Consider the following 23,185-nt stretch of genomic DNA (forward strand, 5'->3'; position numbering starts at 1 on the left):
CTACGTCCGACGGCGGGCGACGGCAGGGCGTGACCCCTGCCGTCGCCACTACGGAGAGGCGCAGGAGCGTCCCAGCTCCCGGTACCGGCCGCCGAGGACTCGCCGCCCGCGCCGTCACCTCGCTGGAGATCGCCGGGACCCTCGCCGCCTCCGGTGACGGGCGTGGACGCGGTGCGGGCACTGCCCTCGCGAGCCCGGGAGGGGGTGGGGTCGGGGGGTAGGCCGCTGGCGTTCGTCCCGCGTCGGCGTGGTCTGCCGGGCAGAGGCACGTCGTCGCGCAGCCCATCCCCGCCGCGCTGCCACCGGCCTGGCCTGCCGGGCTGGGACACCTCGTCGCGCAGCCCGTCCCCGCCGCGTTGCCACCGGCCTGGCCTGCCGGGCTGGGACGCCTCGTCGCGCAGCCCATCCCCGCCGCGCTGCCACCAGCGCGACCTGCCAGGATTTGCTACGGCCCAGGCCGGCGTGTCGCTCGTCTCCGCGCTACCCGCCGCTGCTTCTCCGCTCCTGGACGGCGCGGAGCCTCCCAGGTCGCCGCTCCCCCGGCTCGCCCCGGCCGGGCGTCTTTCGTTTCGAAGCGCGTCGCCGATGCTGTCGGGCGTGTCGCGACTTCCCGATGCACGGCGCGTTCCCGTAATCCCTATCTCGTCCGGAATCCCGTTGTTTTGTGCCGACTGCTCGACGTCTTCGCCGGTGCGCGGCGGTGGTACGAGGTGCAAATGGGGCCTCCCCCCACGACTCCCACGGGGCCCCAACCTCTTGCCGGAATTCACGCGAACACTACCCCCCCGCCCGCGTATTGTCTGTCCGTCGATCGTCACTCCGCGTCGCTTCGGCGATCAAGGTGAGCCGGTTGACGTCTCCGCTGGTCGTGTCCGAGTTTGTGGGCGTTCGCATGGATGACCTCCTGCCGTGCGGCCTGAGGAAAAGGCCAAATAAGATCGGCGAATCGAACACGGTGTCGATCGAACTCCCGTACGATGTTGTACACCACACTGGCGACAATTTCGAGGAAGACTCGAACAATTGTTTGAAGATGATCTTCAACAGCGATACGGTCGCTGTGTGCGACATCAGGACCACACACCGGGAGGTCCGCCGGTGAGGCGGGCCGCCAGGCGAGGAGGAAGAGCATGACCGAGCGGGATGGCACAAACGGGGTCAATGACCTCGCGGTGCGCCGACGAGACGCGCTGGGCTTGACACCCAGGCAGCGCAAGATCCTCGAGGTGATCCGCGACTCGGTGCAGCAGCGCGGATATCCGCCCTCCATGCGTGAGATCGGCGAGGCGGTGCAGCTGACCAGCACGTCCAGCGTGTCGCACCAGCTCACCGCCCTTCAGCGCAAGGGTTACCTGCGGCGCGATCCGCACCGCCCGCGCGCCTTGGAGGTCCGCCTCCCGGGCGAGCCGGTGCTGTGGGTCGACCCCGACGCGGGCACCGAGGAGCCCACGGTCAACCGCCCGACCGCCGCCTACGTCCCGCTCGTCGGCCGCATCGCCGCCGGTGGCCCGATCCTCGCCGAAGAGAGCGTCGAAGACGTCTTCGCGCTGCCCAAGCAGCTCGTCGGTGAGGGCACGCTGTTCCTCCTCCAGGTCACCGGTGACTCGATGATCGAGGCCGCTATCGCCGACGGTGACTGGGTGGTCGTACGCCAGCAGCCCGTCGCGGAGAGCGGCGACATCGTGGCCGCGATGATCGACGGCGAGGCCACGGTGAAGACCTTCAAGCGGAAGGACGGCCACGTCTGGCTCGTCCCCCACAACCCCAACTACGAGCCGATCCCCGGTGACGAGGCCAGCGTGCTGGGCAAGGTGGTAGCGGTACTCCGCCGCCTCTGACCTCCTGGTCTCTCCTCACTCGGGTCCCACTCGTATCTGACTCTTCGCGGGAAGGGTCTCGTGGTGTGCGTCTCCTAACGCGGGGCGGTGTCTCCACCTCTCCCTGCGGGCGGTGTCCCAACGTCTCCACGCGGGGGCGGTGTCTCCACCTCTCCGCCGTCGGTGCGTTCCTGACGTCTGCAGGTCGGGCGGCGTCCGGTCCCCGCGGTACATGTCCAGTTCGGGCGGCGGTACGTCTAGGGGCCAGTCCGGGTGGCTGTACGTCCAGTCCGGTCCAGGCGGTGCACGGCCAGTCCGAGCGGCGGCGCGTCCGGTCAAGGCGGTGTACGTCGGGTCCGGGTGTACGTCGGGTCCGGGCGGCGGCGCGTCCGGTCCGGACGGCGATGCTTCCGGTCCGGGCGGCGTCTGCGGTACTGGACGCCTGCGCGTTCGCGGTGTCTGCGCCGTAAGTGCGGCTGCGGCGTTTGGGCGTCGGGACGTTCGTGGTGTCTCTGCGCGCCCAAGCGGTGTCTGCGCACCCGAGCGGTGTCCGTCCGCCCAGGCGGCGGCCGTCCGCCCAGGCGGTGTCCGTCCGCCCAGGCGGTGTCCGTCCGTGCAAGCGATGTCCGCACACCAAGCGGTGCCTGTACGCCCAGGCGGTGTCCGTTCGCGCAGGCGCTCTCCCGTCCGCGCAGGCGGCGTCCGTCCGAGCAGAGGGTGTTCCTCCGCGCGGGCGGCGACGTGCGTCACGAGACCGTTTCCGATCGCTCGCCGAGGTACAGCCGAGGTACATCCTCCTCTCGTGCCTCCGCCTGTCGCACAGCTTCGCGGCCCCGATGTCGCATGGGTGACCGGGCCGGCGGTTCCTCGCGCTTCCTGGTGTCGCTGCTCTTCCGCGCTCTGGTGCCGCCGGCCCTGGCCACGCTTGTCCGCCGCCCCGGCGTTCACTCCAAGATGAAGCTGGCGCTGCTGCGGAACGCGCTCGTCCCGTCGTCCCGCTCCACCCACACCGTCCCCGCCCGGTGCCGCAGGTAGTAGCCGGGATAGTTGACCGACTCGAACGAGACGGTGCCGCTGCCGGCCAGACCGCTGCGCCGGATGAACGAGGCGTCCGCGTCGAACAGGGCGGAGCCGTCCCGCTGGTGCACCCACGTTTCGAAGTTGCGGTGCCGCAGGTAGTAGCCGGGGAAGTTGGCCGACTCCAGAGAGACGGTGCCGCTGCCGGACAGCCCGCTGACGATTCTGAACTGTGAGTCGGCCAGCGGCGTGACGTCGCTCTCCAGGCGGGCACGGAAATCCCAGTGCCGTACGGCCGCCCCGGCCACGTCGTACGCCATGAGCCGCACCGGCGTGACCCCGTCCGCCACGGGGATGCCGAAGTCGGGCGTGCCGTCGGAGCGCCAGTACACCTTCTGTACGCGGGTGCGCCGGTTCGGGTCGTTGAGCGGGTCGCCGGAGATGTCCCGGTAGTTCCGGTCGTGGTAGACGAGGAGGTCGCTCTGCCCGTCCTCGGAGACGGTGAAGGAGTTGTGCCCCGGCCCGTACTGGCTGGTGGCGGCGTTGCTGGCGAAGACGGGCGTCTGGCTCTTGGTCCACGACGACGCCTGCAGCAGGTCGGCGGAGGCGGAGGCGGTGAGCAGGCCGATGCAGTAGTTGGCGTCGGTGGCGCTCGCGGAGTACGTCAGGAAGATCCGCCCGTTGCGCTGCAGCACGGCGGGCCCTTCCGCGACCTTGTAGCCGCGCGTCTCCCACGCCAGCGTGGGCACGGTGAGCCGGGTGACGGGACCGGTGATGGTCCACGGGTCGGCGCCCATCCGCGCGAGGTAGAGGTTGGAGTTGGTGGCGATGCCCGGCTCCTGCTGCGCCCAGAGCAGGTAGCGCACGCCGCCCGCGACGAAAGTGGTGGCGTCGAGCGAGAACGTGTCCCACGGGGTGACGATGCGGCCGCGCTCGGTCCAGCTGCCGGTCAGGGGGTTGGCGGCGGCGTTCTCCAGGACGTACATGCGGATGCGCCAGACGTCGTCGGCGCGGCCCGCGGCGAAGTAGACGTACCACTTGCCGTTGATGAAGTGGATCTCGGGTGCCCAGATGTGGGCGCCCATCTCGCCGGTGGTGTGCCGCCGCCAGATGACGGTCTCGGGGGCGGTGGCCAGGCCCTGGATGGTGGTGGCGCGGCGCAGGACGATGCGGTCGTACTCGGGGACGGTGGCGGTGAAGTAGTAGTAGCCGTCGGTGTGCCGGAAGATGTGCGGGTCGGCGCGCTGGGCGGCGATGGGGTTGGTGTACTGCACGGCCGGGGAGGCGTGGGCGGCGCCCGGTGGAAGGATCACGAGGAGCATTGTGGCCACGAGCAGGCCGAGGGCTGTCCGTAAGAGTGCGGTCATAGGCGTCCTTTCGATCACGCGGCCCGGCCGGGAGCCCCGGGCGTGGAAGGGAGCTGGTGTTAGCGCTAACACTGCGCCACCGGGTTCCGCGTCGTCGGGATCGCATTCGTACCCCGAGCCCGAGGCCCGGTCAATCCCCCCGCGCCTGGTACAGCCGGTGCCCCGCCGTGATCACCTGATCGGCGAACTCCAGTACGTCCCGCCGCCGCTCGAACGGCGAGCCGTACAGCGAGCGGCGCGGCGTCCCGAAGTGCTCGGCCAGCCCCGAGACCAGCCCGGCCAGCGACGGCTGCGCGGAGTCGTCGCGGCGCAGCCGCAGCGCCTCGTTCACCACCCGGTGCCACCGCTCGGGGAACGTCTCCAGCGCGTGCAGCGCGGCGGCCGTCTTGGACGCGATCTCCCCGGTGGCCAGCGTGTAGTGCAGGCGGGAGACGCCGGTGACCACCCAGACCGTGCCGTACCCGCCGAGGCAGGTCAGCCCCCACGGCGAGACGAGGTGGGAGGCGCGGGTGACGAGCCGCCGCCAGTAACGGTCGAGGTTGCCGTCGATCCACGCGGCCAGCACGGCGGGATCGTTCCAGATCTCCAGCTCCTCGGGCTTCGGCCCCCGGCAGGTCAGCCCGTGGCGGGCGAGGGTGTGCCAGGTGACCGGGTTCGGCTCGCCGCGCCGGTTGAGCCTGCTGCCCTCGGCCTGCGGGCGCTCGCCCAGCTCGGCGGGGTCGTGGCCGAGGTCGTCCCAGGTGAGGTAGATGCCTTGGAACGGGTGGGCGCCGAGGCGGGTGTGGATGCGTTCGAGCACGCCGGGCGCGGGCGGCTCGGTGGTGACGGCCACGAAGTCGACGTCGCTGGTCTCGGGCTGGTAGTCGCCGAGCGCCGCCGAGCCTTCGAGGTAGAGCCCTTCCACCAGCCCGGGGGCCTCCGCGTCGGCCACGGAAAGGTACGTCTCGACGATGGCGCCGATCTTCGGGTGGGGAGTCATGGCCGCCCAGCCTGCCATAAGCCGCGCCACCGCCTCATCACATTGAAAGATCCTAGAATGGCCGCGTGGAGGACGCATATCCCCCAATAGACCTTAAATCAGTGCATGATGGGCTGAAGTGGGCGGCGGTGGAACCGGGCGTCATTCCCGCCTGGGTCGCCGACATGGACCTGCCCACGGCCCCCGCCGTCCAGGAGGTCCTCGCCAAGCGTGCGGCCGGCGACCTCGGCTACCCCGCCTGGCTGCTCGACCCGACCGCGGGCCCGCTGGCCGAGGCGTTCGCCGAGCGCATGTCCGCCCGGTACGGCTGGGACGCCGACCCCTCGCTCGTCCGCTCGTTCAACGATCTCAACCAGGCGCTGCAGGTGCTGCTCCAGATCTGGACGCGGCCCGGCGACGGGGTGGCCGTGCACACCCCCGCCTACCACCCGTTCCTGACCACGTTGCAGGTCATGGACCGTCCCCTCCACCCCATCCGCCTCGAACCTGACGGTGACACCTGGCGCTTCGAGGTGCCCGACCTGTCGGGCTGCCGGGTGCTGTTACTGGTCAACCCGCAGAACCCGACCGGCCGCGCCTTCACCCGCGCCGAGCTTGAGACGCTGGCCGAGTGCGCAGAACGCCACGACCTGCTGGTCATCGCGGACGAGATTCACTCCGACCTCGTGTACGAGCCGCACCGGCACATCCCGTTCGCCACCGTCCTCCCGGAACGCACGGTCACCCTCACCTCGGCGACGAAGGCGTTCAACCTGGGCGGCATCCGCTGCTCGGTCGCCCACCTCGGGCACGCGGGCGTCCGCGCCGCCCTTGAGGCACAGCCGCCCTTCGTGTACGGCTCCCCCAGCGTGTTCGGCGTCGAGGCCACGGTCGCGGCCTGGCGGCACGGGGACGCCTGGCTGGCCCAGACCCTGGCCCTGCTCGACCGCAACCGCCGCACGATCGCCGAACGGCTGCCCGGCACGTTCCGCTACCGGGTGCCTGATGCGACGTACCTGGCCTGGCTGGAGGTGGGGCGGCCGGGCATGGCGGAGGTGATCGAGCGCGAGGCCAAGGTCAAGCTGAACGACGGCGCCGGCTTCGGTCCCGGCGGCGAGCACTGCGTACGGCTCAACTTCGCGACCACCGAGGCCATACTCGACGAGATCCTCACCCGCCTGGCCACCGTGCGCTGACCCACCGGCCGGGCCGCCCGCCACAGCGCCCGGCCATGAAGGCGGCCGGGCCATGACGGCGCAGGCCCGAAGGGGCGGCCCGCCGGGAAGAGGCGGGTAGGCCGTACCGGATGCGCGGCGGCCAGGTGGCGGGCGACCGATGGCCCGGCCGGAAGGCGGGTCAGGAGGCGGGCAGCGGCGGCAGCTCGGGCGGCGTGGCGGGCGGGTTCTCCTCCAGCGCCGCCAGCGCCAGCTCGATCGCCTTGTCAAGCTGCGGGTCACGCCCGGCGACCCGGTCCTGCGGCGTGATCACCACTTCGACATCGGGATCGACGCCGTGGTTCTCCACCCCCCAGCCGGGTCCCTCCAGCCAGAACGAGTACCGCGGCTGGGTCACCACGGTGCCGTCCACGAGCGAGTAGCGGGAGTCGATGCCGATCACGCCGCCCCACGTCCGCACGCCGACGAGCGGCCCGATCCCCCGGTTCTTGATGCCCGCGCTGAAGATGTCGCCGTCGGACCCGGCGAACTCGTCGGCGATGGCCACGACGGGCCCGCGCGGCGAGTCCTCGGGATAGCGCATGGGCCGGTAGCCGCGGACCAGCGCCCATCCGGTGACCTTGCGCGACAGCTTCTCCAGGACCAGCTCGGACAGGTGGCCTCCGCCGTTCTCCCGCGCGTCCACGATCAGCCCGTCGCAGGCGATCTCGGTGTGCAGGTCGCGGTGGAACTGCGCCCACCCGGGCGCCTGCATGTCGGGGATGTGCAGGTAGCCGAGCCGCCCGCCGGACGCCTCCTTGACGTACGCGCGGCGACCGGCCACCCAGTCGTGGTAGCGCAGCGGGGTCTCGTCGTCGATCGGGGTGACCACGACCCGGCGCACGTCCCCGCCCGATGCGGGCCGCACGGTCAGCTCGACGGGCTGGTTCGCGGTGCCGGCCAGCAGCGCGAGCGGCCCGCGTACCGGATCGACCGGGCGTCCGCCGACGGCGACGATCGCGTCGCCGGGACGGACCGCGACGCCGGGGGCGAGCAGCGGCGAGCGCGCGGCGTGGTCGGACGTCTCGCCGGGCAGGATGCGGGTGACGCGCCAGACGCCGTCCTCGTCCCTGGTCAGGTCGGCGCCGAGCAGGCCCTGGCGGCGGCGCGGGTCGGAGCCGCCGCCCGAGCCGATGGCGTAGGCGTGGGAGGTGCCCAGCTCGCCCTGCGTCTCCCAGAGCAGGTCGATCAGCTCGGAGTGCGCGCCGATGCGCTCGACGAGCGGCTCGTAGCGGTCGAGCACGCCCTGCCAGTCGATGCCGCCCATGTCGGCGCGCCAGAAGTGGTCGCGCATGAGGCGGCCGGCCTCGCGGAAGCCCTGGCGCCACTCGGCCACCGGGTCGATCTGCACGTTGATCCGGTCGAGGTCGATGGTGACGGCCTCGTCGCCCTCGCTCGCGGCCCTGGTCTGCAGGCCGTTCTTGCCGTTGGTGACGAGCCGGGAGCCGTCGCCGCTGACCTCGAACGAGCGCACCTCCCTGGTCAGCTCCGACTTGGAGCGCTTCTTGAGGTCGTAGCGTTCGAGCACGATCTCGTGGTTCTGCTCGCTGCCGTCGCCGAGCCGGCCGGCGACCGGGTAGCGCAGCCAGAGCAGCGCGTCCTTGGCGGCGCGCAGGTTGCCGTAGCGGGCGGCCTGCACCGGCACGGGAACCACGCGGTCGAAGATCCCCTCGGCGTCCACCTCGGTGCGCGGCGGCGCGTCGTCGCTCTGCTTGTCGTCGCCCTTGGCGGGCTTGTCGTCCTCGCCGTTGAAGCCGCGCCCCTGGAGCGAGGGGTCGAACGGCGAGGGCGTGGTGGCCTGCAGCGGCAGGATGTACGGCCGGACCCCGTACGGGAAGGACACGTCGAACACGTGCGTGTCGTAGACGGGGTCGAACGTGCGCGCGGACAGGAACGCGAGGTGCTTGCCGTCCTTGGTGAAGACGGGGCTGTAGTCGCTGAACCTGGCGGGGGTGGCCTCGATGACCGAGCTGCCGTCCACGCGGCCCAGCTTGATCTGCGTCAACAGCTCCTCGTGCGGGAACTCCCAGGCCAGCCAGCCGGAGTCGGGCGAGAACGTCAGGCCGGAGATGTCGCCCTGGTCGGTGCGGTCCAGCTCCCTGATGTTCCCGCTCTCCACGTCCACGACGAGCAGCCGCCCGTCGTGACTGGCGACGGCGACGTGCTTGCCGTCGGGTGCGGCGGCCAGCTCCAGCACGCGGCCGAGCTGCCCCGCGGCCAGCGTGCTGATCTCGCCGCCGGGGGTGCCGATCTCCAGGGCGTCCTCGCCGGTGGCGTCGGAGATCCACACGGCCTTGCCGTCGGCGTCGAGCACGCGCGGCAGCCGTACGCGGACGCCGGGCTCGGCGCGCAGCACGCCCGCGGGGCCGTCGCGGTGGGTCACCCAGTGGGCCGTGCCGCGGATCTCGACGGCGCTGGCCCGGCCGGTGGCGTCCGGCGCGTACGAGCCCACCCGCAGCGGCGCGGGCCGCTTGGCGCGCCCGGGCCGGGGACCGCCGAGCCGCACGTCCAGCTTGTACGGCTCGGCGTCCAGGCTCTCCAGCAGCCACAGGTCACCGGCGTGCGAGTAGATCACCCGCTGCCCGTCGCTGGTGGCGTGGCGGGCGTAGAACTCTTCGTGTGAGGTGTGCTTGCGCAGGTCGGAGCCGTCGGGCAGGGACGAGTAGACGTTGCCGACGCCGTCGATGTCGGCCAGGAAGACCAGCCGGTCGCCGACCCAGCTCACCGACCAGTACTGGGCGGTGCTGTCGGCGAACAGCCGGACGAACTCGCCGCTGCCCTCGGCGTCCACCCAGATCTTGCCGGCGGTGCCGCCCCGGTAGCGCTTCCAATGGGAGGGCTCGCGCCACAGCGACGACACGGTGGCGACCCGCGTTCCGTCCACGGCGGCGTCGCTGACCCACCCGTACGGCAACCGCGTGGCCGGCCCGCCGTCAAGCGGCACCGCGTACGCCCAGCGCCGCGAGAACGAGCTTTCCCCGGCCGCGCTGACCGCCAGCACGTCACCACCGGGGGTCCAGCCGCGCACCACAGTGGCGGCCGCCCCGCCCCAGTAGGTGAGCCGCTCGCCCTCCGGCCCGTCGAGCTCGGCGGCGAACACCTCGGCGGCGCCCTCCTTGGTGCTGGTCCACGCGATGCGGCTGCCGTCGGTGGAGAATCGCGGATTGGAGACCGGCACGCGGTCGGCCGTGAAGCGCCAGGCTCTCCCTCCCTCCAGCGGGGCCAGCCAGACGTCGTCGTCGGCGACGAAGGTGACCAGGTCACCGTGCAGGTGCGGGTATCTCAGGTATGCGCCATTTGTCACCCCTGCACATTAATCGCCGACGCCAAGCGAAGCCCAAGAATTCTTCCACCCGAGGGCACGTCACACCCAGGGAAATCCCAAGGTCGGGATGTACGCAGCCCCCAAGGGAAGGGGACGCCTGCCCATTTTTCCCGACCTTGTGAGGCACCGATGAGGATCTTCACCCGCGCCCACCACATGCCCACCCGCCTGGCCGCCGGGGCCGTCATCCTGAACTCGGGGATCGACATGCTCGGGGCCGACGAGGGTGCCGCGGCGGGTCTGCACGGCATGGCGGCCACGACGTACCCGTTCCTGGGGAAGATGGAGCCGGCGAAGTTCGTCCGGCTGCTGGCGCGCGGCGAGATCGCGCTCGGGGCGGCGCTGCTCGCGCCGTTCGTGCCGTCGCTGCTGGCCGGTGCGGCGCTCACCGGCTTCGCGGCAGGGCTGGTCGGCCTCTACCTGCGCACGCCCGGCATGCGCAAGGAGGGCAGCCTGCGCCCGAGCCATGAGGGCATCGGCGTGGTCAAGGACGTGTGGCTGCTGGGCATCGGGCTGAGCCTGGTGATCGAGGAACTGTGCGAGCGCGACCATCATTGATCTCCGCTTCGCCGCCGCTAATGTGAGCAAAGCGGGGTAGCCGGGACGCATGGTACAGATCGGCTACACCTTGATGTCCGAGCAGACGCCGGCCCACGAGCTGGTCGGCTACGCCGCGGCGGCCGAGCGGATCGGCTTCGACTTCGCCGTCATCTCCGACCACTATTTCCCCTGGCTTGAGGAGATGGGGCATTCGCCCTACTGCTGGTCGGTGCTCGGCGCGGCCGCCCAGGTGACCGAGCGGCTGCCGCTCATGACGTACGTGACCTGCCCGATCATGCGCTACCACCCGGCGGTGGTGGCGCAGAAGGCCGCCACGATGGGCGTGCTGAGCAAGGGGCGCTTCACCCTCGGGCTCGGCGCGGGCGAGAACCTCAACGAGCATGTGATCGGCGAGGGCTGGCCGCCGGTGGACACCCGGCACCGCATGTTCGCCGAGGCCGTGCTGATCATCAAGAAGCTGTTCAGCGGCGAGTACGTCACCCACCAGGGCGAGTTCTACGACGTGGACTCCGCCAAGCTGTACGACCTGCCGGACGAGCCCGTCCCCATCGGCATCGCCGCATCAGGCGGCCAGTCGGCCGAGCTGGCCGCCCAGTATGGCGACGTGCTGGTCATCAACGAGCCGATGACCGAGGTGGTGCGGCAGTTCAAGGCCGCGGGCGGGGAGGGCAAGCCGGTCTACGGCCAGCTCGCCATCTCCTACGACACCGACCGCGACGCCGCGATCCAGCGCGCGCACGAGCTGTGGCGCTGGTCGAGCGTCGGCGGCTGGAAGGTCATGGCCGAGCTGCCCGGCCCGGTGAACTTCGCCGCCGCGACGAAAACGGTCCGCCCCGAGGACGTGACCGAGAGCGTGCCGTGCGGCGACGACGTCGAGGCCGTCGTGCGGGGCATCAGGAAGTTCGCCGACGCCGGGTTCACCCACGTGGCGCTCGTGCAGATCGGGCACGACCGGCAGCAGCACTTCTTCGACTGGGCCGAGAAGGAGCTGCTGCCGGCCCTGCGCGAGGTGTGACCTACGGGACGATGTTGACCAGCTTGGGCGCCCGGACGATCACCTTGCGCGGCGCGCCGTTCAGGTAACCGGCGACCTTCTCCGAGGCCAGGGCCAGCTCGCGCAGCTCGGCCTCGGTGATGTCGGGCGAGACCTCCAGCCGGTCGCGTACCTTGCCCGCCACCTGCACCACGCAGGTGACCGACTCCTGCACCAGCAGCGCGGGGTCGGCCTCCGGCCACCCGGCGAACGCCACGAAACCGGTGCGGCCCAGCCGCTCCCAGCCCTCCTCGGCGGTGTAGGGGGTGACCAGCGACAGCATGATCGCCAGCGTCTCGGCGGCCTCGCGCACCGCCGGGTCGGCGGGGCCGGGGCCGGAGTCGATGGCCTTGCGGGTGGCCGAGGTCAGCTCCATCATGCGCGCCACGGCGACGTTGAAGCGCTGAGCCTCGATCAGCTTGGTGACCTCGTCGATCGTGCGGTGGGTCACCTTGCGCAGCTCGGCGTCACCGCCGTCGAACGCGACACCCGGCTCGCTGGTGACGTCGGACATCACGCGCAGCGCCCTGGCCAGGAACTTCTGCGAGGCCGCCGGTGAGACGTCGGCCCAGTCGATGTCGTCCTCCGGCGGACCGGCGAAGATCATCGTCAGGCGTACGGCGTCGACGCCGAACTCGTCGATCTGCTGGCCCAGGTCCACGCCGTTGCCCAGCGACTTCGACATGGCCTTGCCGCCGTTGATCACCTGCCCTTGGTTCAGCATGCGCATGAACGGCTCGGTGAAGTCGACCATGCCCATGTCGTACAGGACCTTGGTGAAGAAGCGGGAGTACAGCAGGTGCAGCACCGCGTGCTCGATGCCGCCGACGTACTGGTCGATCGGCCCCCACTTGCGCACCTGCTCGGGGTCGAACGGGCCTTCGGTGTAGCCCGGCGAGCAGTAGCGCAGGAAGTACCACGACGAGTCGACGAAGGTGTCCATCGTGTCGGTGTCGCGCTTGGCGGGACCCGAGCACTTGGGGCACTCGACGTTGACCCACTCGGTGGCGCTGGCCAGCGGGGAGACGCCCTTGGGCGCCAGCGCCTCGCCGCGCATGTCGGGCAGCGTGACCGGCAGCTGCTCGTCGGGGACGGGCACCTCGCCGCAGTCGGGGCAGTGGATGATCGGGATCGGCGTGCCCCAGAACCGCTGGCGCGACAGCAGCCAGTCGCGCAGCCGGTAGTTGACCGCGCCGCGGCCCTTGCCCTCGGCCTCCAGGATCTCGATGATCTTCCGGATGGCCTCGGATTTCGACAGGCCGTCCAGCGGGCCGGAGTTGACCAGGGTGCCCTCGCCCGGCGTGGCCACGCCGGTCTCGCCGGGGTCGGCCAGGCCGGTGTGGACGACGACCTTCACCGGCAGGTCGAACTTGCGGGCGAAGTCCAGGTCGCGCTGGTCGTGGGCGGGCACCGCCATGATGGCGCCGTGGCCGTAGTCGGACAGCACGTAGTCGGCCGCCCAGACCGGGATGCGCTCGCCGTTGACCGGGTTGATCGCGTACCGGCCCAGGAAGACGCCGGTCTTCTCCTTCTCGGTGGACAGGCGCTCGATGTCGCTCAGCTTGGCCACCTCGGCGCGGTAGGCCTCGAACGCCGGGCGCTGCTCGTCGGTGACGATCTCGTCGGCCAGCGCCGCGTCGGCGGCGACCACGAAGAACGTGGCGCCGTACAGGGTGTCGGGGCGCGTGGTGTAGACCGTGACGGGCTCGTCGCGGCCCTCGATCTCGAACTGCACGTCGGCGCCCTCGGAGCGGCCGATCCAGTTGCGCTGCATGGTCAGCAGCCGCTCGGGCCAGCCGGTCAGCTGGTCCATGTCGTCCAGCAGGCGCTGCGCGTAGTCAGTGATCTTGAAGTACCACTGCGTCAGCTCGCGCCTGATGACGTCGGCGCCGCAGCGCTCGCACTTGCCGCCCACGACCTGCTCGTTGGCCAGCACCGTCTGGTCGTTGGGGCACCAGTTGACCAGGCCGCCCTTGCGGTAGGCCAGCCCGCGCTCGAAGAAGCGGATGAACAGCCACTGGTTCCAGCGGTAGTAGTCGGGGTCGCTGGTGTGCAGGCGGCGCGACCAGTCGAAGGAGACGGCGTAGCGGCGGAACGAGTTGGCCTGCGTCTCGATGTTGGCGTAGGTCCACTCGGCGGGGTGCGCGTTGCGCTTGATCGCGGCGTTCTCGGCGGGCAGGCCGAAGGAGTCCCAGCCGATCGGGTGCAGGACGTTGTAGCCCTTCTGCATCCAATAGCGGGCTACGACATCGCCGATGGCGAACACCTCGCCGTGGCCCATGTGGAGGTCACCCGAGGGGTAGGGGAACATGTCCAGCATGTAGCGGCGCTCGCGGGGGTCCGCGGGGTCTTCGCTGGCACGGTAGGGTTCTTGTTCCTCCCATCGCTGCTGCCACTTGGCCTGCAGCGCCTGCGGGTCATACTCACTCACGGCTACTGCCCTTCTGGACTTGATTCGGACCCATAAGAAAACCCCTCGTGCACACAACGAGGGGTGGAGCCGCGACGGCGAGAACTTCAGGGCCGTCGCGGCCCGCTAAGAAGCAGGGTCGCGGAACGCATGTGTCAAGCCTAGCGCACGTCTTCGGCTGATTGCAGGCACTCGGCAGGGCTCTGCGGGCACAATGGATCCTTCAGGTCCGGCGAGACCTGATGGTGATGTATCCGTTGTGACCTCATTCTTCCCGTAAGAATAGCCTTGTCGCCGTGGTGTACCCAGCTGAGCGAGATAGACCGGAGAACGACCTGCCCCTGCAGGATCCGCCTACCGATCCGCATGGCTTCGCTCGTTTCGCTGCGGAACCACCGGGGTCTCCTGGAAAATCCCATGGGATCATGCGTGACACGTCAAATCCGGATATAACGGGACATCCGGACACGAACTCGGGAGGACCGGCGGCAATGGCAACGGAGAACTCCGGACCTCATATGCCCTCGTCCTGGCCCGAGCCGCCCAGGCGCGAGACGCCTCCCGCGCCCGCCTGGCCCGAGCCGCCCGCGGCCGAGGCGCCCACCTCCTGGCCTGAGCCGCCGCGGCGGACGCCGGAGCCGTCCTGGCCAGAGCCGCCGCGCAAGGACCCCTCGTGGCCCGAGCCGCCCGCCGCGCCGCGCCCCCGGGGCGCGCGCAGGGACGCCGGCGGTTACGAGCCCGCGTCCACGAGCCCCGACAACACGCGGCCCGACCTCATCGAGCCCGTCCGCCCCGAATCCGCCCGCCCCAGCCGGGCCGGCACGACGGCGGGCTCATAGAGCGCCGTTTCGAGGACGGCCGTCCCAGCAGCGGCCCGCACGACGGCGGCCGGCACGACGGCGGCCGGCACGAGGGCGGCGGCCGCGCCCCCGAGCCGCCGTCGTGGCCCGAGCAGCCGCGCGGCGGCGGATGGCCGGAGTCGTCCCCGCAGAGCGGCCCCATCACCTCATGGCCCGAGGCGAACCCGCAGGACACGCAGACGTCGTGGCCCGAGCCCGTGCCGCCGCCGCAGAGCCCCGCGGGGCCCGGCGGCTGGCCCGAGGTCTCCTCGAAGGGCACCCCGCCACCGGGGCAGCCCGCCGACCCCGTGCCCGCCTGGGCGCAGCCGCCCGCGCCGTCGCACGACGCGTGGTCCAACCTGTCCAGCCCCGCCCCGTGGCCGCCCGCCGACAAGCCGGCCGACCCGCCACCGGCGGAACGCACGGTGATGTACGACAAGAGCAACACCCCGCGACAGGACCTGCCGCCTCCCCGGCAGTCCCACGACCAGCCGCAGTCCCAGCAGCACCGGTCACATCCGGCCGACGAGCGTACGGTCACCTACGCCCAGCACACCGAGAACCTCCTCAACGAACGCGCGGTCCCCTCCACCTCCATGGATTCGACACACACCGGCTCGCCCGCCGCCGAAGACCAGTCCGCCCGCCCCGGCTCCAACCTGAGCCGCGACCCGTCAGACCCTGAGCACAGGTTCGTCACCGCCGGCCAGATCAGCGGCTCGCGCACGCCGCCGCCGGAGCGCCAGCAGGAGCTCTGGAACACGGTGTTCGGCGACAACTACCAGGCCATGGGCGAGCAGGACGACCTCGACGAGGACTCCGGCAAGCCGGTCTGGGTCTACGCGCTCGGCGGCTCGGTCGTGGTGGCGCTGGTCGCGGCGCTGCTGTGGGCGTTCCTGTGGGGCCCGCTCGCCTCCGACGACGCGGCGAGCGCAGGCGAGACGGCGGCGACGGAGGCCACCGCGTCGAAGAAGCCGACCGCCACCAAGACCGCCACGTCCATCGGCCCGCTGCCGAGGTACCCCGGCAAGGCCAGCCCCGTCACCGGCCGGCTCGCGGTCGCCTCGGCCGGCATCTCGGTGCCGCGCCTGGGCGGTGAATGGCAGCTCGACCAGCGCCCCGCCGCCACCATCAACGGCACCTACAACTTCACCCACCGCCAGTACGTGCAGGTCGCGCCGCAGCGCTACGCCGTGATCATGGCGGGCCCGCTCCAGGAGCGGATGGCCTCCTACTACGAGCAGGACAACCTGGAGCCGGTGATCAAGCAGGTGGTGCTGGACGCGCGCAAGCGGTTCTTCCCCACCGGCAACAAGGTCCGCAAGATCGCCCAGCAGCCGATCAAGGTGGGCGACCAGACCGGGCGGCTGATCGCGTACTCGCTGACCTCCGACACCGAGAAGGCGACGATCGCGACGATCGCCGTGAACACCGGAGCCGCCAAGCCGGCCATCGTGTTCATGTCGATCCCGGCCGACAAGAAGTCGCTGCTGCCCGACATCCGTACGGTGATGAACCAGATCAGGCTCACCGACGCCGGCTAGCACCCGCGCCGGCTAGAACCTGCACTCCATGTGCTTGATCCCGTTGATGAAGCTGGAGTGCAGGCGGTCGGGCTCGCCGCCCTCGATCCGCGGCACCCTGCGCAGCAGCTCGCGGAACATCACCGTGATCTCGCGCCTGGCCAGGTGAGCGCCCAGGCAGAAGTGCGGCCCCGGCCCGCCGAAGCCGACGTGCGGGTTGGGGTTGCGGGTGATGTCGAAGCGCAGCGGGTCGGGGAAGACCGACTCGTCGCGGTTGGCGGACCAGTAGAACAGCACGACCTTCAGTCCCTTGCGGTAGAGGTGGCCGTTCATCTCGTAGTCCCTGGTGAGCTTGCGGCGCATGAAGTTCACCGGGGAGGCGAGCCTGACGATCTCCTCGACCGCGCCGGGCGCGCGGCCGTCGATGTCCTCCAGCCACAGCGCGCGCTGGTCGGGGTTCTCGGTCAGCATGTGCAGGCCGTGGGAGATGGCGTTGCGGGTGGTCTCGTTGCCCGCGACGACCAGCAGGATGAAGAACGAGCCCAGCTCCTGCATGGTCAGCCGCTCGCCGTCGATATTGGCGTTCACCAGTGACGAGGTGAGATCGCCGGTGGGATGCTCGGCGCGGTGCGCGGCGAGGTCCTGGACGAGCTGCTGCAGCTCCATGCCGGCGGTGAGCAGGCGCTCGGCGATCTGGTCGAGGTCGCCGCCGGTGTACTCGGGGTCGAAACCGCCGAGGATGACGTTGGAGCGGTCGAAGACGTACTGGTAGTCCCGCTCGGGGATGCCCATCATGTCGCAGATGATCTTCAGCGGCAGGCGGGCGGCCACCTCGGTCACGAAGTCGCAGCCCGGACCCTTGGCCAGCAGGTCGTCCACGATGCCCGCGGCGGCGGCCTCCACGTCGGCCTCGAACTGCTTGATCATCTTCGGTGTGAAGGCGCGCGAGACGATCCTGCGCAGCCGCGCGTGGCGGGGATCGTCCATGTTGATCATCGAGCCGAAGTACTCGGCGAACTCCGCCGGCATGTCGGGGATGTTCGTCGCGCCTCCGTCGCCCGAGCAGAAGATCTCGGGGTTGCGGCTGGCCTCCAGGATGTCGGCGTGCTTGACCAGGGCGTAGTAGCCGGGACCCTTGGGCGCGTAGGAGATCTCCATCTCCTCGAAGAAGGCGGGGCCGTCCAGGCTGCGCAGCCGCGCGAACGCCTCCTCCCGTTCGCTCATGGGCCGGGCCCAGAAGTCGCGGTCCGACAGATCGAAGTCCAGGACGCTCATGTGGCAATCATGGGAAAAGCATCCACTTACGTCAATGCTTCTTACGTACGGTGTACGTGCGCGGCGGCAGGACCTGGCCGGCCGCGGCGAGCGGCGGCGGAGAGGCGTCAGGAGGCGGGGCCGAGCCAGTCGAGGATGAGGCGGTTGACCTCGGCGGGACGTTCGAGGTGGAGGAAGTGCCCGGCGCCGTCGACCTGCTCGGCCCGCGAGCCATCGGGCAGGTGGTTGACGGCGTCCTTGGCCAGGCCGGCGGCCAGGCAGCCGTCCTGTGCGCCGTGCAGGTAGAGGACGGGGCCGGTGACCGCAGGCTCGACGTCCGGGTAGCGGCCGGACGGCGGCGTGGTGCCGAGCATGGCGCGGTAGTAGCCGATGGCGGCGGACAGGTTGGCGGGCTCGCCGATGCTGCGCCGGACGAAGGCGAGGTCCTCGCTCGCGTCGTAGCCGGGCGACCAGTCGCGCCACAGGTTCTCGAAGAAGCCGGGGACGGCGGCGGCCTGCTCGGCCAGCGGGGTCTGGAAGAGGTAGATGTAGAACGAGCGCTTGAGCTGCTCGTAGTCGAGGAAGGCGGCGCCCATCGCGCCGGGCGGCGGCACGGCGAGCGCGACGGCGCGGCGGAAGCGGCCGGCGGTGGCGTAGACGGGGAAGGCGCCCCAGTCGTGGCCGATGATGACGGCGTCCTCGCCGCCGCCGAGCTCCTCGCGCAGGGCGCGTACGTCGGCCACCAGCGCGGCGGTCTCGTACGCGGCGTCGGCGGGGACCTCCGTGGGCGCGTAGCCGCGCATGAAGGGCGCGACCGCGCGATAGCCGCGCTCGGCCAGCGCGGGCATCAGGTGCCGCCAGGTGTGCGCGGTGTCGGGGAAGCCGTGCAGGCACAGCGCCAGCGGCCCCTCCCCCAGTGTCAGATACGCGAACTCCACACCGTTGGCGTGGATCGTCCTGATCTCCATGAGAGCGAAACCTAGCACGCGCCCTGTCGCCCGGCCCGGGCTTCTCGCCACCTGACCAGCGAGGATGCCCGCCGGTAAACCGCGGCGTCAGAACGCCGGCGGAGCCGGGCTGATGCGCGGCAGCCGGGTGAACGGCTCAAGCCTTGTGGCCTCTGATCAGGTCCGCCGCCTTCTCGCCGATCATGATGGCGGGGGCGTGGGTGTGGCCGCGGTTGAGCGTCGGCATGATCGACACGTCGGCCACCCGCAGCCCCTCCACGCCACGCACGCGCAGCGCCGGGTCCACCACCGAGCTGTCGTCGTCGCCCATCCTGCACGTCCCGACCGGGTGGTAGAGGGTCTCGGCGCGCTCGCGTACCCACCGGGCCAGCTCCTCGTCCGTCTCCGGCCCCCAGTACGGCTCCATCGGCCCGCCCGCGTACGGCTTCATCGCCTCCGTCGCGACCACCTGCTTGGCCCGCTTCAACCCCGCGACCAGCCGCCGGAGGTCGGCCTCGGCCGTCAGGTAGGCGGGGTCGATGACGACGTCGCGGCCGTTCAGCCCGACCCTGCCGCGGCTCTCCGGCTGCAGCAGCACCACGCCGACGGTCAGGCCGTGGCCGGTCGGCGGGGTGAGCCCGTGGTCCTTGAACGGCACCGGCGCGAACACCAGCTCGATGTCCGGCGCGGGCTCGTCCTGCGAGGTCCTGATGAACGCCACCGCCTCGCCCACGTTCGTGGTCAGCATGCCGGAGCGCAGCACGAGGTAGCGCAGCAGGTTGGGCAGCGACTCCGCCTTGGTCAGCGTCACCGGCTTGCGGCACTCGACGTACACGCCGGTCACCAGGTGGTCCTGGAGGTTCTTGCCGACCTCGGGCAGGTCGTGCACGACCGGCACCCCGGCGTCGCGCAGCTCGCCGGCCGCGCCGACGCCCGAACGCATCAGCAGGTACGGCGAGCCGATGGCCCCGGCCGCCAGCACCACCTCCAGCCTGGCCTTGACCTGGCGGCCGCCGCTGAGCTCGACGCCGGTCGCCCGCCTGCCGTCGAACGTCACCCGCGACACGGTGGCGCCGGTGATGACGTGCAGGTTGGGCCGGTTGCCCGCCGAGCGCAGGTAGGCGTCGGCCGAGCTCCACCGCCGGCCCCTGAGCTGGGTGACCGGGGTGGGGCTGTAGCCCTCGTTGGAGCGGCCGTTCAGCTCGGGCAGCCGGGTCATGCCCAGCTCCTCGCAGGCCCGCAGGAAGGCGGCCGTGGTCTCGTTGGGGCTGCGCAGCTCGGAGATGTAGAGCGGGCCGGAGGTGCCGTAGACGCCGCCGCGGTTGCTGCCGACGCGGTGCTCGGCCTTGTGGAAGTACGGCAGCACGTCGTCGTAGGCCCAGCCCGGGATGCCCCACTGGTCGTAGTCCTGCTGGCAGCCGCGCACCCACATCTGGGCGTTCAGCGAGGACGATCCGCCCAGCACCCGGCCCCTCGGCCAGTAGAGCTCGCGGCCGGACAGCTCGCCCTGCTTGACCGTGGAGTAGTTCCAGTCGTACTCGGTCTTGAAGAGCTTGAAGAACGCCGCCGGCATGCGGATCTCCAGCTTGTCGTCCTTGCCGCCGGCCTCGATCAGCGCCACCGACAGCCCCGGATCCGCGGAGAGCCGGTTGGCCAGGACGCACCCCGCAGAGCCGGCCCCGACGATGACGTAGTCGTACTCCATTGGTCTCCTCCACGGGGCTCGATCACCTGCCCCTTGCTTACTCCACGCCCGGGGAACGCGTCCATATCCACTTGTGACCCGCGCTACCTACCGGTCGGTATGGGGGTCCTGACAAGATGACCGCGAAGCCGTTCTATAGGGAGGCGTCATGCTCAACCTGTCGATCGTCCTGGAGGACAGCGCCAGGAACACCCCCGACGGCACCGCGATCGTCTTCGGCGACATGCGGCTGCCGTACTCCATGATCGACACAGTGGCCAACCAGGTCGCGAACCTGCTGGTGGCGCGCGGTATCACCAAGGGCGACAAGGTCGCCCTCGCCTGCCCGAACCTGCCGTACTTCCCGTTCGTCTACTTCGGCATCCTCAAGGCCGGCGCCACGGTCGTACCGCTCAATGTGCTGCTGCAGTCGCGCGAGATCGCCTACCACCTCGACGACAGCGACGCCAAGGCGCTGTTCTGCTTCGAAGGCACCCCCGAGCTCCCGCTCGGCGAGCGCGGCAAGGCGGGCTTCGAGGCGGCCGAGCGCTGTGAGCACTTCTTCGTGCTGCCCGCGACCCCGCTCGCCACCGAGTCCGAGTACGGCGAGTCGATCTGGGCGGCGATCGACGGGCTGCCATCCGAGTTCGAGACCGTGCAGACCGCCCCCGACGACACGGCGGTGATCCTCTACACCTCCGGCACCACCGGCCTGCCCAAGGGCGCGGAGCTGAGCCACCAGAACATGGTGATGAACGCCATGGTCAGCGACAAGATGTTCCCCGCCGAGGAAGGCGGCGACGTCTACCTCGCGGTGCTGCCGCTCTTCCACTCCTTCGGCCAGACCGTGGTGATGAACACCGGCTTCCTGCGCGGCGCGACCGTCGTGCTGATGCCCCGCTTCGACCCCGCGGAGGCGCTGGCGACGATGCTGAAGGAGAAGGTGACGTTCTTCGCCGGCGTGCCCACGATGTACTGGGGCATGCTGACGAAGATCCACTCCGAGGGCATGGAGGTGCCGCGCTCGCTGCGGGTCGCCGTCGCGGGCGGCGCGGCCTCCCCCGTCGAGGTGCTCAACGACTTCGAGCGCACCTTCGGCATCGGCATCCTGGAGGGGTACGGGCTCTCCGAGACGTCGCCCGTCGCCAGCTTCAACCAGCCCGGCAGGCCCGCCAAGCCCGGCACCATCGGCACCCCCATCTGGGGCGTGGAGATGAAGCTGGTGGACGGCGACTGGAAGACGATCGAGGGCGAGGGCCCCGGCGAGATCGCCATCCGCGGCCACAACATCATGAAGGGCTACTACGGCAGGCCCGAGGCGACGGCCGAGGTCATGCGGGACGGCTGGTTCCGCACCGGCGACATCGCGACCCGCGACGCCGACGGCTACTACTCCATCGTCGATCGCGCCAAGGACATGATCATCCGGGGCGGCTTCAACGTCTACCCGCGCGAGCTGGAGGAGGTGCTGGTCACGCACCCCGACGTCTCGCTGGCCGCCGTCGTCGGCGTCCCCCACGAGTCGCACGGCGAGGAGATCAAGGCGTACGTCATCCGCAACCCCGGCGCGACGATCACCGAGGACGAGCTGATCGCCTGGTGCAAGGAGAACATGGCGGCCTACAAGTACCCGCGCATCATCGAGTTCCGCGACTCGCTGCCGATGACGGCCACCGGCAAGATCCTCAAGCGCGAGCTGCGCTCGGCGGGCTGAGGCCGTAAGGGCGCTCGACGGGCGCCGCCCCGGTCGTGCGGGCGGCGCCCTGCTCACGACCGGGTTCTTGATCGCGGTTGGTAGCGCGCGGGCATGCCCCTCGCCCTCTTCGACCTGGACAACACGCTGATCGACCGGCACGCCGCGTTCGAGCGCTGGGCCGCGGAGTTCGCCGCCCAGCGGCGCCTGGGCGCGGAGGCGGTGCCGTGGCTGGTGACGTGCCCTGCGGAGGTGCTGGACGGGCTCGCCCGGTTACGCGCCGCCGGATGGACGCTCGGGATCGTGACGAACGGATCGACCACGGGCTCGTGCCCCGCCCGGACGAGGCCGACCACGCCGTCACCGACGTGCTCGCCGCCACCGAGCTGATTGAGCGATCCGATCAATCGGGATGAAGGCGCGGGGCCGGTCCCGGTAGCTTGCTGGGCATGCGGGATCGGCCACAGGACTTCGATGAGGCGATGTTGCGGCCCGCGCTGAAGGCGTGGGGCGTCGATGCGGCGACGCTCGAATACGCACCTGTCGGGTTCGGCGACTACCACTGGGTGGCGGACGGCCGGGGCGGGCGCTGGTTCGTGACCGTGGTCGACGTGCGCCGGCGGGCGTACGACGAGGTGCGGCTCGCCCTGGACACGGCGGCGGAGCTGCGCGAGCAGGCCGGCCTCGACTTCGTGGTGTCACCGCTGCGCGACGACGAGGGCGCCACCCTGCGCAGGCTCGACAGCCGCCGCTACGCGATGAGCGTGTACCCGTACGTGGAGGGACGCTCGGGAGAGTTCGGCGACGAGCAGGACGACGCCGAGCGCGCGGCCGTCATCGACCTGCTCGCCGCGCTGCACGCCACCCCGCCGCCGCTGTCCGCCCCGCTCGCCCCGGTGCAGCCGTCGGGCCGCGCCCTGCTGGAGCGGCTGGCCGCGGAGGAGGACGGCGACCTGCCCTGGCTCGGCGGCCCCTACTCCGAGCCGGCCAGGGAGCTGGTCACGAGCCACGCGGGGACGCTGCGGCGGGCGCTTGAGGAGTTCGACCTGCTGGCGGAGAAGCCGGGCGAGCCGGTGGTGACGCACGGCGAGCCCCATCCCGGCAACCTGCTGCGCTCGCGCGGCCGGCTGCTGCTGGTCGACTGGGACACGGTGGGCGTGGCCGCTGCTGAGCGGGACCTGTGGCTGGTCGCCGAGACCGCCGAGGACCGCGCGCGTTACGCCGAGGCCACCGGGCGCACCCCCGACGAGCGGCTGATGACGCTCTACCGGCTGCGCTGGGCGCTGGACGACGTGGCCGACTTCGTCCGGTGGTTCCGGAGTCCGCACGCCCGCACCCCCGACGCCGCGGTGGCCTGGCAGGGGCTCAAGGACACGCTGGAGGAGCTGGCCGGCGACGCCTGACGGCCGAAAGTTTCATAGAGTTCTCGCTTCCGAGACGCTCTCGCGGCAGCTCACGGCCTCTGAGCCTGGCGGCCCGCACGAGGCCCATTGCGAGACCGAAATTTTCTGCTCACACTCGCAATATTTCGGCCGCAGTTGCG

At 70.9% G+C, this 23,185-nt stretch carries 16 protein-coding genes; 9 read left to right on the forward strand and 7 right to left on the reverse strand.

The window, feature by feature from the left end; genetic code table 11:
- Positions 1-1,130: 1,130 nt before the first annotated feature.
- Positions 1,131-1,838: a transcriptional repressor LexA gene (gene lexA / locus ACFMQL_RS04310; RefSeq protein WP_364067022.1), complete on the forward strand. Its 708-nt coding sequence runs from the start codon at positions 1,131-1,133 to the stop codon at positions 1,836-1,838.
- Positions 1,839-2,761: 923 nt separating this feature from the next.
- Here lexA and ACFMQL_RS04315 read toward each other — a convergent pair.
- Positions 2,762-4,147, reverse strand: coding sequence for a family 43 glycosylhydrolase (locus ACFMQL_RS04315; protein ID WP_378784649.1), 1,386 nt, complete (start codon positions 4,145-4,147; stop codon positions 2,762-2,764).
- Between the two features lie 184 nt (positions 4,148-4,331).
- Positions 4,332-5,180: an aminoglycoside adenylyltransferase domain-containing protein gene (locus tag ACFMQL_RS04320; RefSeq protein ID WP_364067026.1), complete on the reverse strand. Its 849-nt coding sequence runs from the start codon at positions 5,178-5,180 to the stop codon at positions 4,332-4,334.
- Between the two features lie 101 nt (positions 5,181-5,281).
- Here ACFMQL_RS04320 and ACFMQL_RS04325 point away from each other — a divergent pair, with 101 nt between their 5' ends.
- Positions 5,282-6,355: an aminotransferase class I/II-fold pyridoxal phosphate-dependent enzyme gene (locus tag ACFMQL_RS04325; RefSeq protein ID WP_364067027.1), complete on the forward strand. Its 1,074-nt coding sequence runs from the start codon at positions 5,282-5,284 to the stop codon at positions 6,353-6,355.
- 160 nt (positions 6,356-6,515) lie between these two features.
- Here the strand turns inward: ACFMQL_RS04325 and ACFMQL_RS04330 are convergent, their stop codons facing one another.
- Entirely contained in the window at positions 6,516-9,677 is a 3,162-nt protein-coding gene (locus tag ACFMQL_RS04330) for a PDZ domain-containing protein (protein ID WP_364067028.1), read from the reverse strand.
- Positions 9,678-9,827: 150 nt separating this feature from the next.
- On the opposite strand from ACFMQL_RS04330, the gene ACFMQL_RS04335 reads away from it, so the two are divergent.
- Both ACFMQL_RS04335 and ACFMQL_RS04340 read left to right on the forward strand, forming a co-directional pair.
- The gene (locus ACFMQL_RS04335) at positions 9,828-10,256 is read left to right on the forward strand and encodes a hypothetical protein (RefSeq protein WP_364067030.1); all 429 of its coding nucleotides are present in this window, start codon (positions 9,828-9,830) and stop codon (positions 10,254-10,256) included.
- Between the two features lie 49 nt (positions 10,257-10,305).
- A complete protein-coding gene (locus ACFMQL_RS04340; protein ID WP_378784651.1) occupies positions 10,306-11,274 on the forward strand; it encodes a TIGR03557 family F420-dependent LLM class oxidoreductase in 969 nt (322 codons plus the stop codon).
- A 1-nt stretch (position 11,275) separates the two neighbouring features.
- Here ACFMQL_RS04340 and leuS read toward each other — a convergent pair whose 3' ends face one another.
- The gene (leuS, locus tag ACFMQL_RS04345; RefSeq protein ID WP_364067202.1) at positions 11,276-13,747 is read right to left on the reverse strand and encodes a leucine--tRNA ligase; all 2,472 of its coding nucleotides are present in this window, start codon (positions 13,745-13,747) and stop codon (positions 11,276-11,278) included.
- A 446-nt stretch (positions 13,748-14,193) separates the two neighbouring features.
- Between leuS and ACFMQL_RS04350 the strand changes: the two genes are divergently transcribed.
- Complete coding sequence (locus ACFMQL_RS04350) at positions 14,194-14,541, forward strand: hypothetical protein (protein WP_378784653.1); 348 nt, start codon at positions 14,194-14,196, stop codon at positions 14,539-14,541.
- A 218-nt stretch (positions 14,542-14,759) separates the two neighbouring features.
- Positions 14,760-16,085 carry a hypothetical protein gene (locus ACFMQL_RS04355; protein WP_378784654.1) on the forward strand — a complete coding sequence of 442 codons (1,326 nt, stop codon included), beginning with the start codon at positions 14,760-14,762 and terminating at the stop codon, positions 16,083-16,085.
- A gap of 12 nt (positions 16,086-16,097) precedes the next feature.
- Here ACFMQL_RS04355 and ACFMQL_RS04360 read toward each other — a convergent pair whose 3' ends face one another.
- From ACFMQL_RS04360 to ACFMQL_RS04370, 3 genes are all read right to left on the reverse strand, one after another.
- Complete coding sequence (locus ACFMQL_RS04360) at positions 16,098-17,339, reverse strand: cytochrome P450 (RefSeq protein ID WP_364067034.1); 1,242 nt, start codon at positions 17,337-17,339, stop codon at positions 16,098-16,100.
- Between the two features lie 107 nt (positions 17,340-17,446).
- Complete coding sequence (locus ACFMQL_RS04365) at positions 17,447-18,286, reverse strand: alpha/beta hydrolase (protein ID WP_364067035.1); 840 nt, start codon at positions 18,284-18,286, stop codon at positions 17,447-17,449.
- A 136-nt stretch (positions 18,287-18,422) separates the two neighbouring features.
- Positions 18,423-19,970, reverse strand: a complete 1,548-nt coding sequence (locus ACFMQL_RS04370; RefSeq protein WP_378784655.1) for a GMC family oxidoreductase — start codon at positions 19,968-19,970, stop codon at positions 18,423-18,425.
- A gap of 148 nt (positions 19,971-20,118) precedes the next feature.
- Between ACFMQL_RS04370 and ACFMQL_RS04375 the strand changes: the two genes are divergently transcribed.
- The 3 genes from ACFMQL_RS04375 (at position 20,119) to ACFMQL_RS04385 (ending at position 23,045) form a co-directional block, all read left to right on the forward strand.
- Entirely contained in the window at positions 20,119-21,663 is a 1,545-nt protein-coding gene (locus ACFMQL_RS04375; RefSeq protein ID WP_378784657.1) for a long-chain fatty acid--CoA ligase, read from the forward strand.
- 93 nt (positions 21,664-21,756) lie between these two features.
- Complete coding sequence (locus ACFMQL_RS04380; RefSeq protein ID WP_364067039.1) at positions 21,757-22,032, forward strand: hypothetical protein; 276 nt, start codon at positions 21,757-21,759, stop codon at positions 22,030-22,032.
- A 59-nt stretch (positions 22,033-22,091) separates the two neighbouring features.
- Entirely contained in the window at positions 22,092-23,045 is a 954-nt protein-coding gene (locus ACFMQL_RS04385; protein ID WP_364067040.1) for a phosphotransferase, read from the forward strand.
- Positions 23,046-23,185: the final 140 nt, after the last annotated feature.

It is taken from the genome of Nonomuraea fastidiosa (assembly GCF_042751225.1).
GTDB lineage: Bacteria > Actinomycetota > Actinomycetes > Streptosporangiales > Streptosporangiaceae > Nonomuraea > Nonomuraea fastidiosa.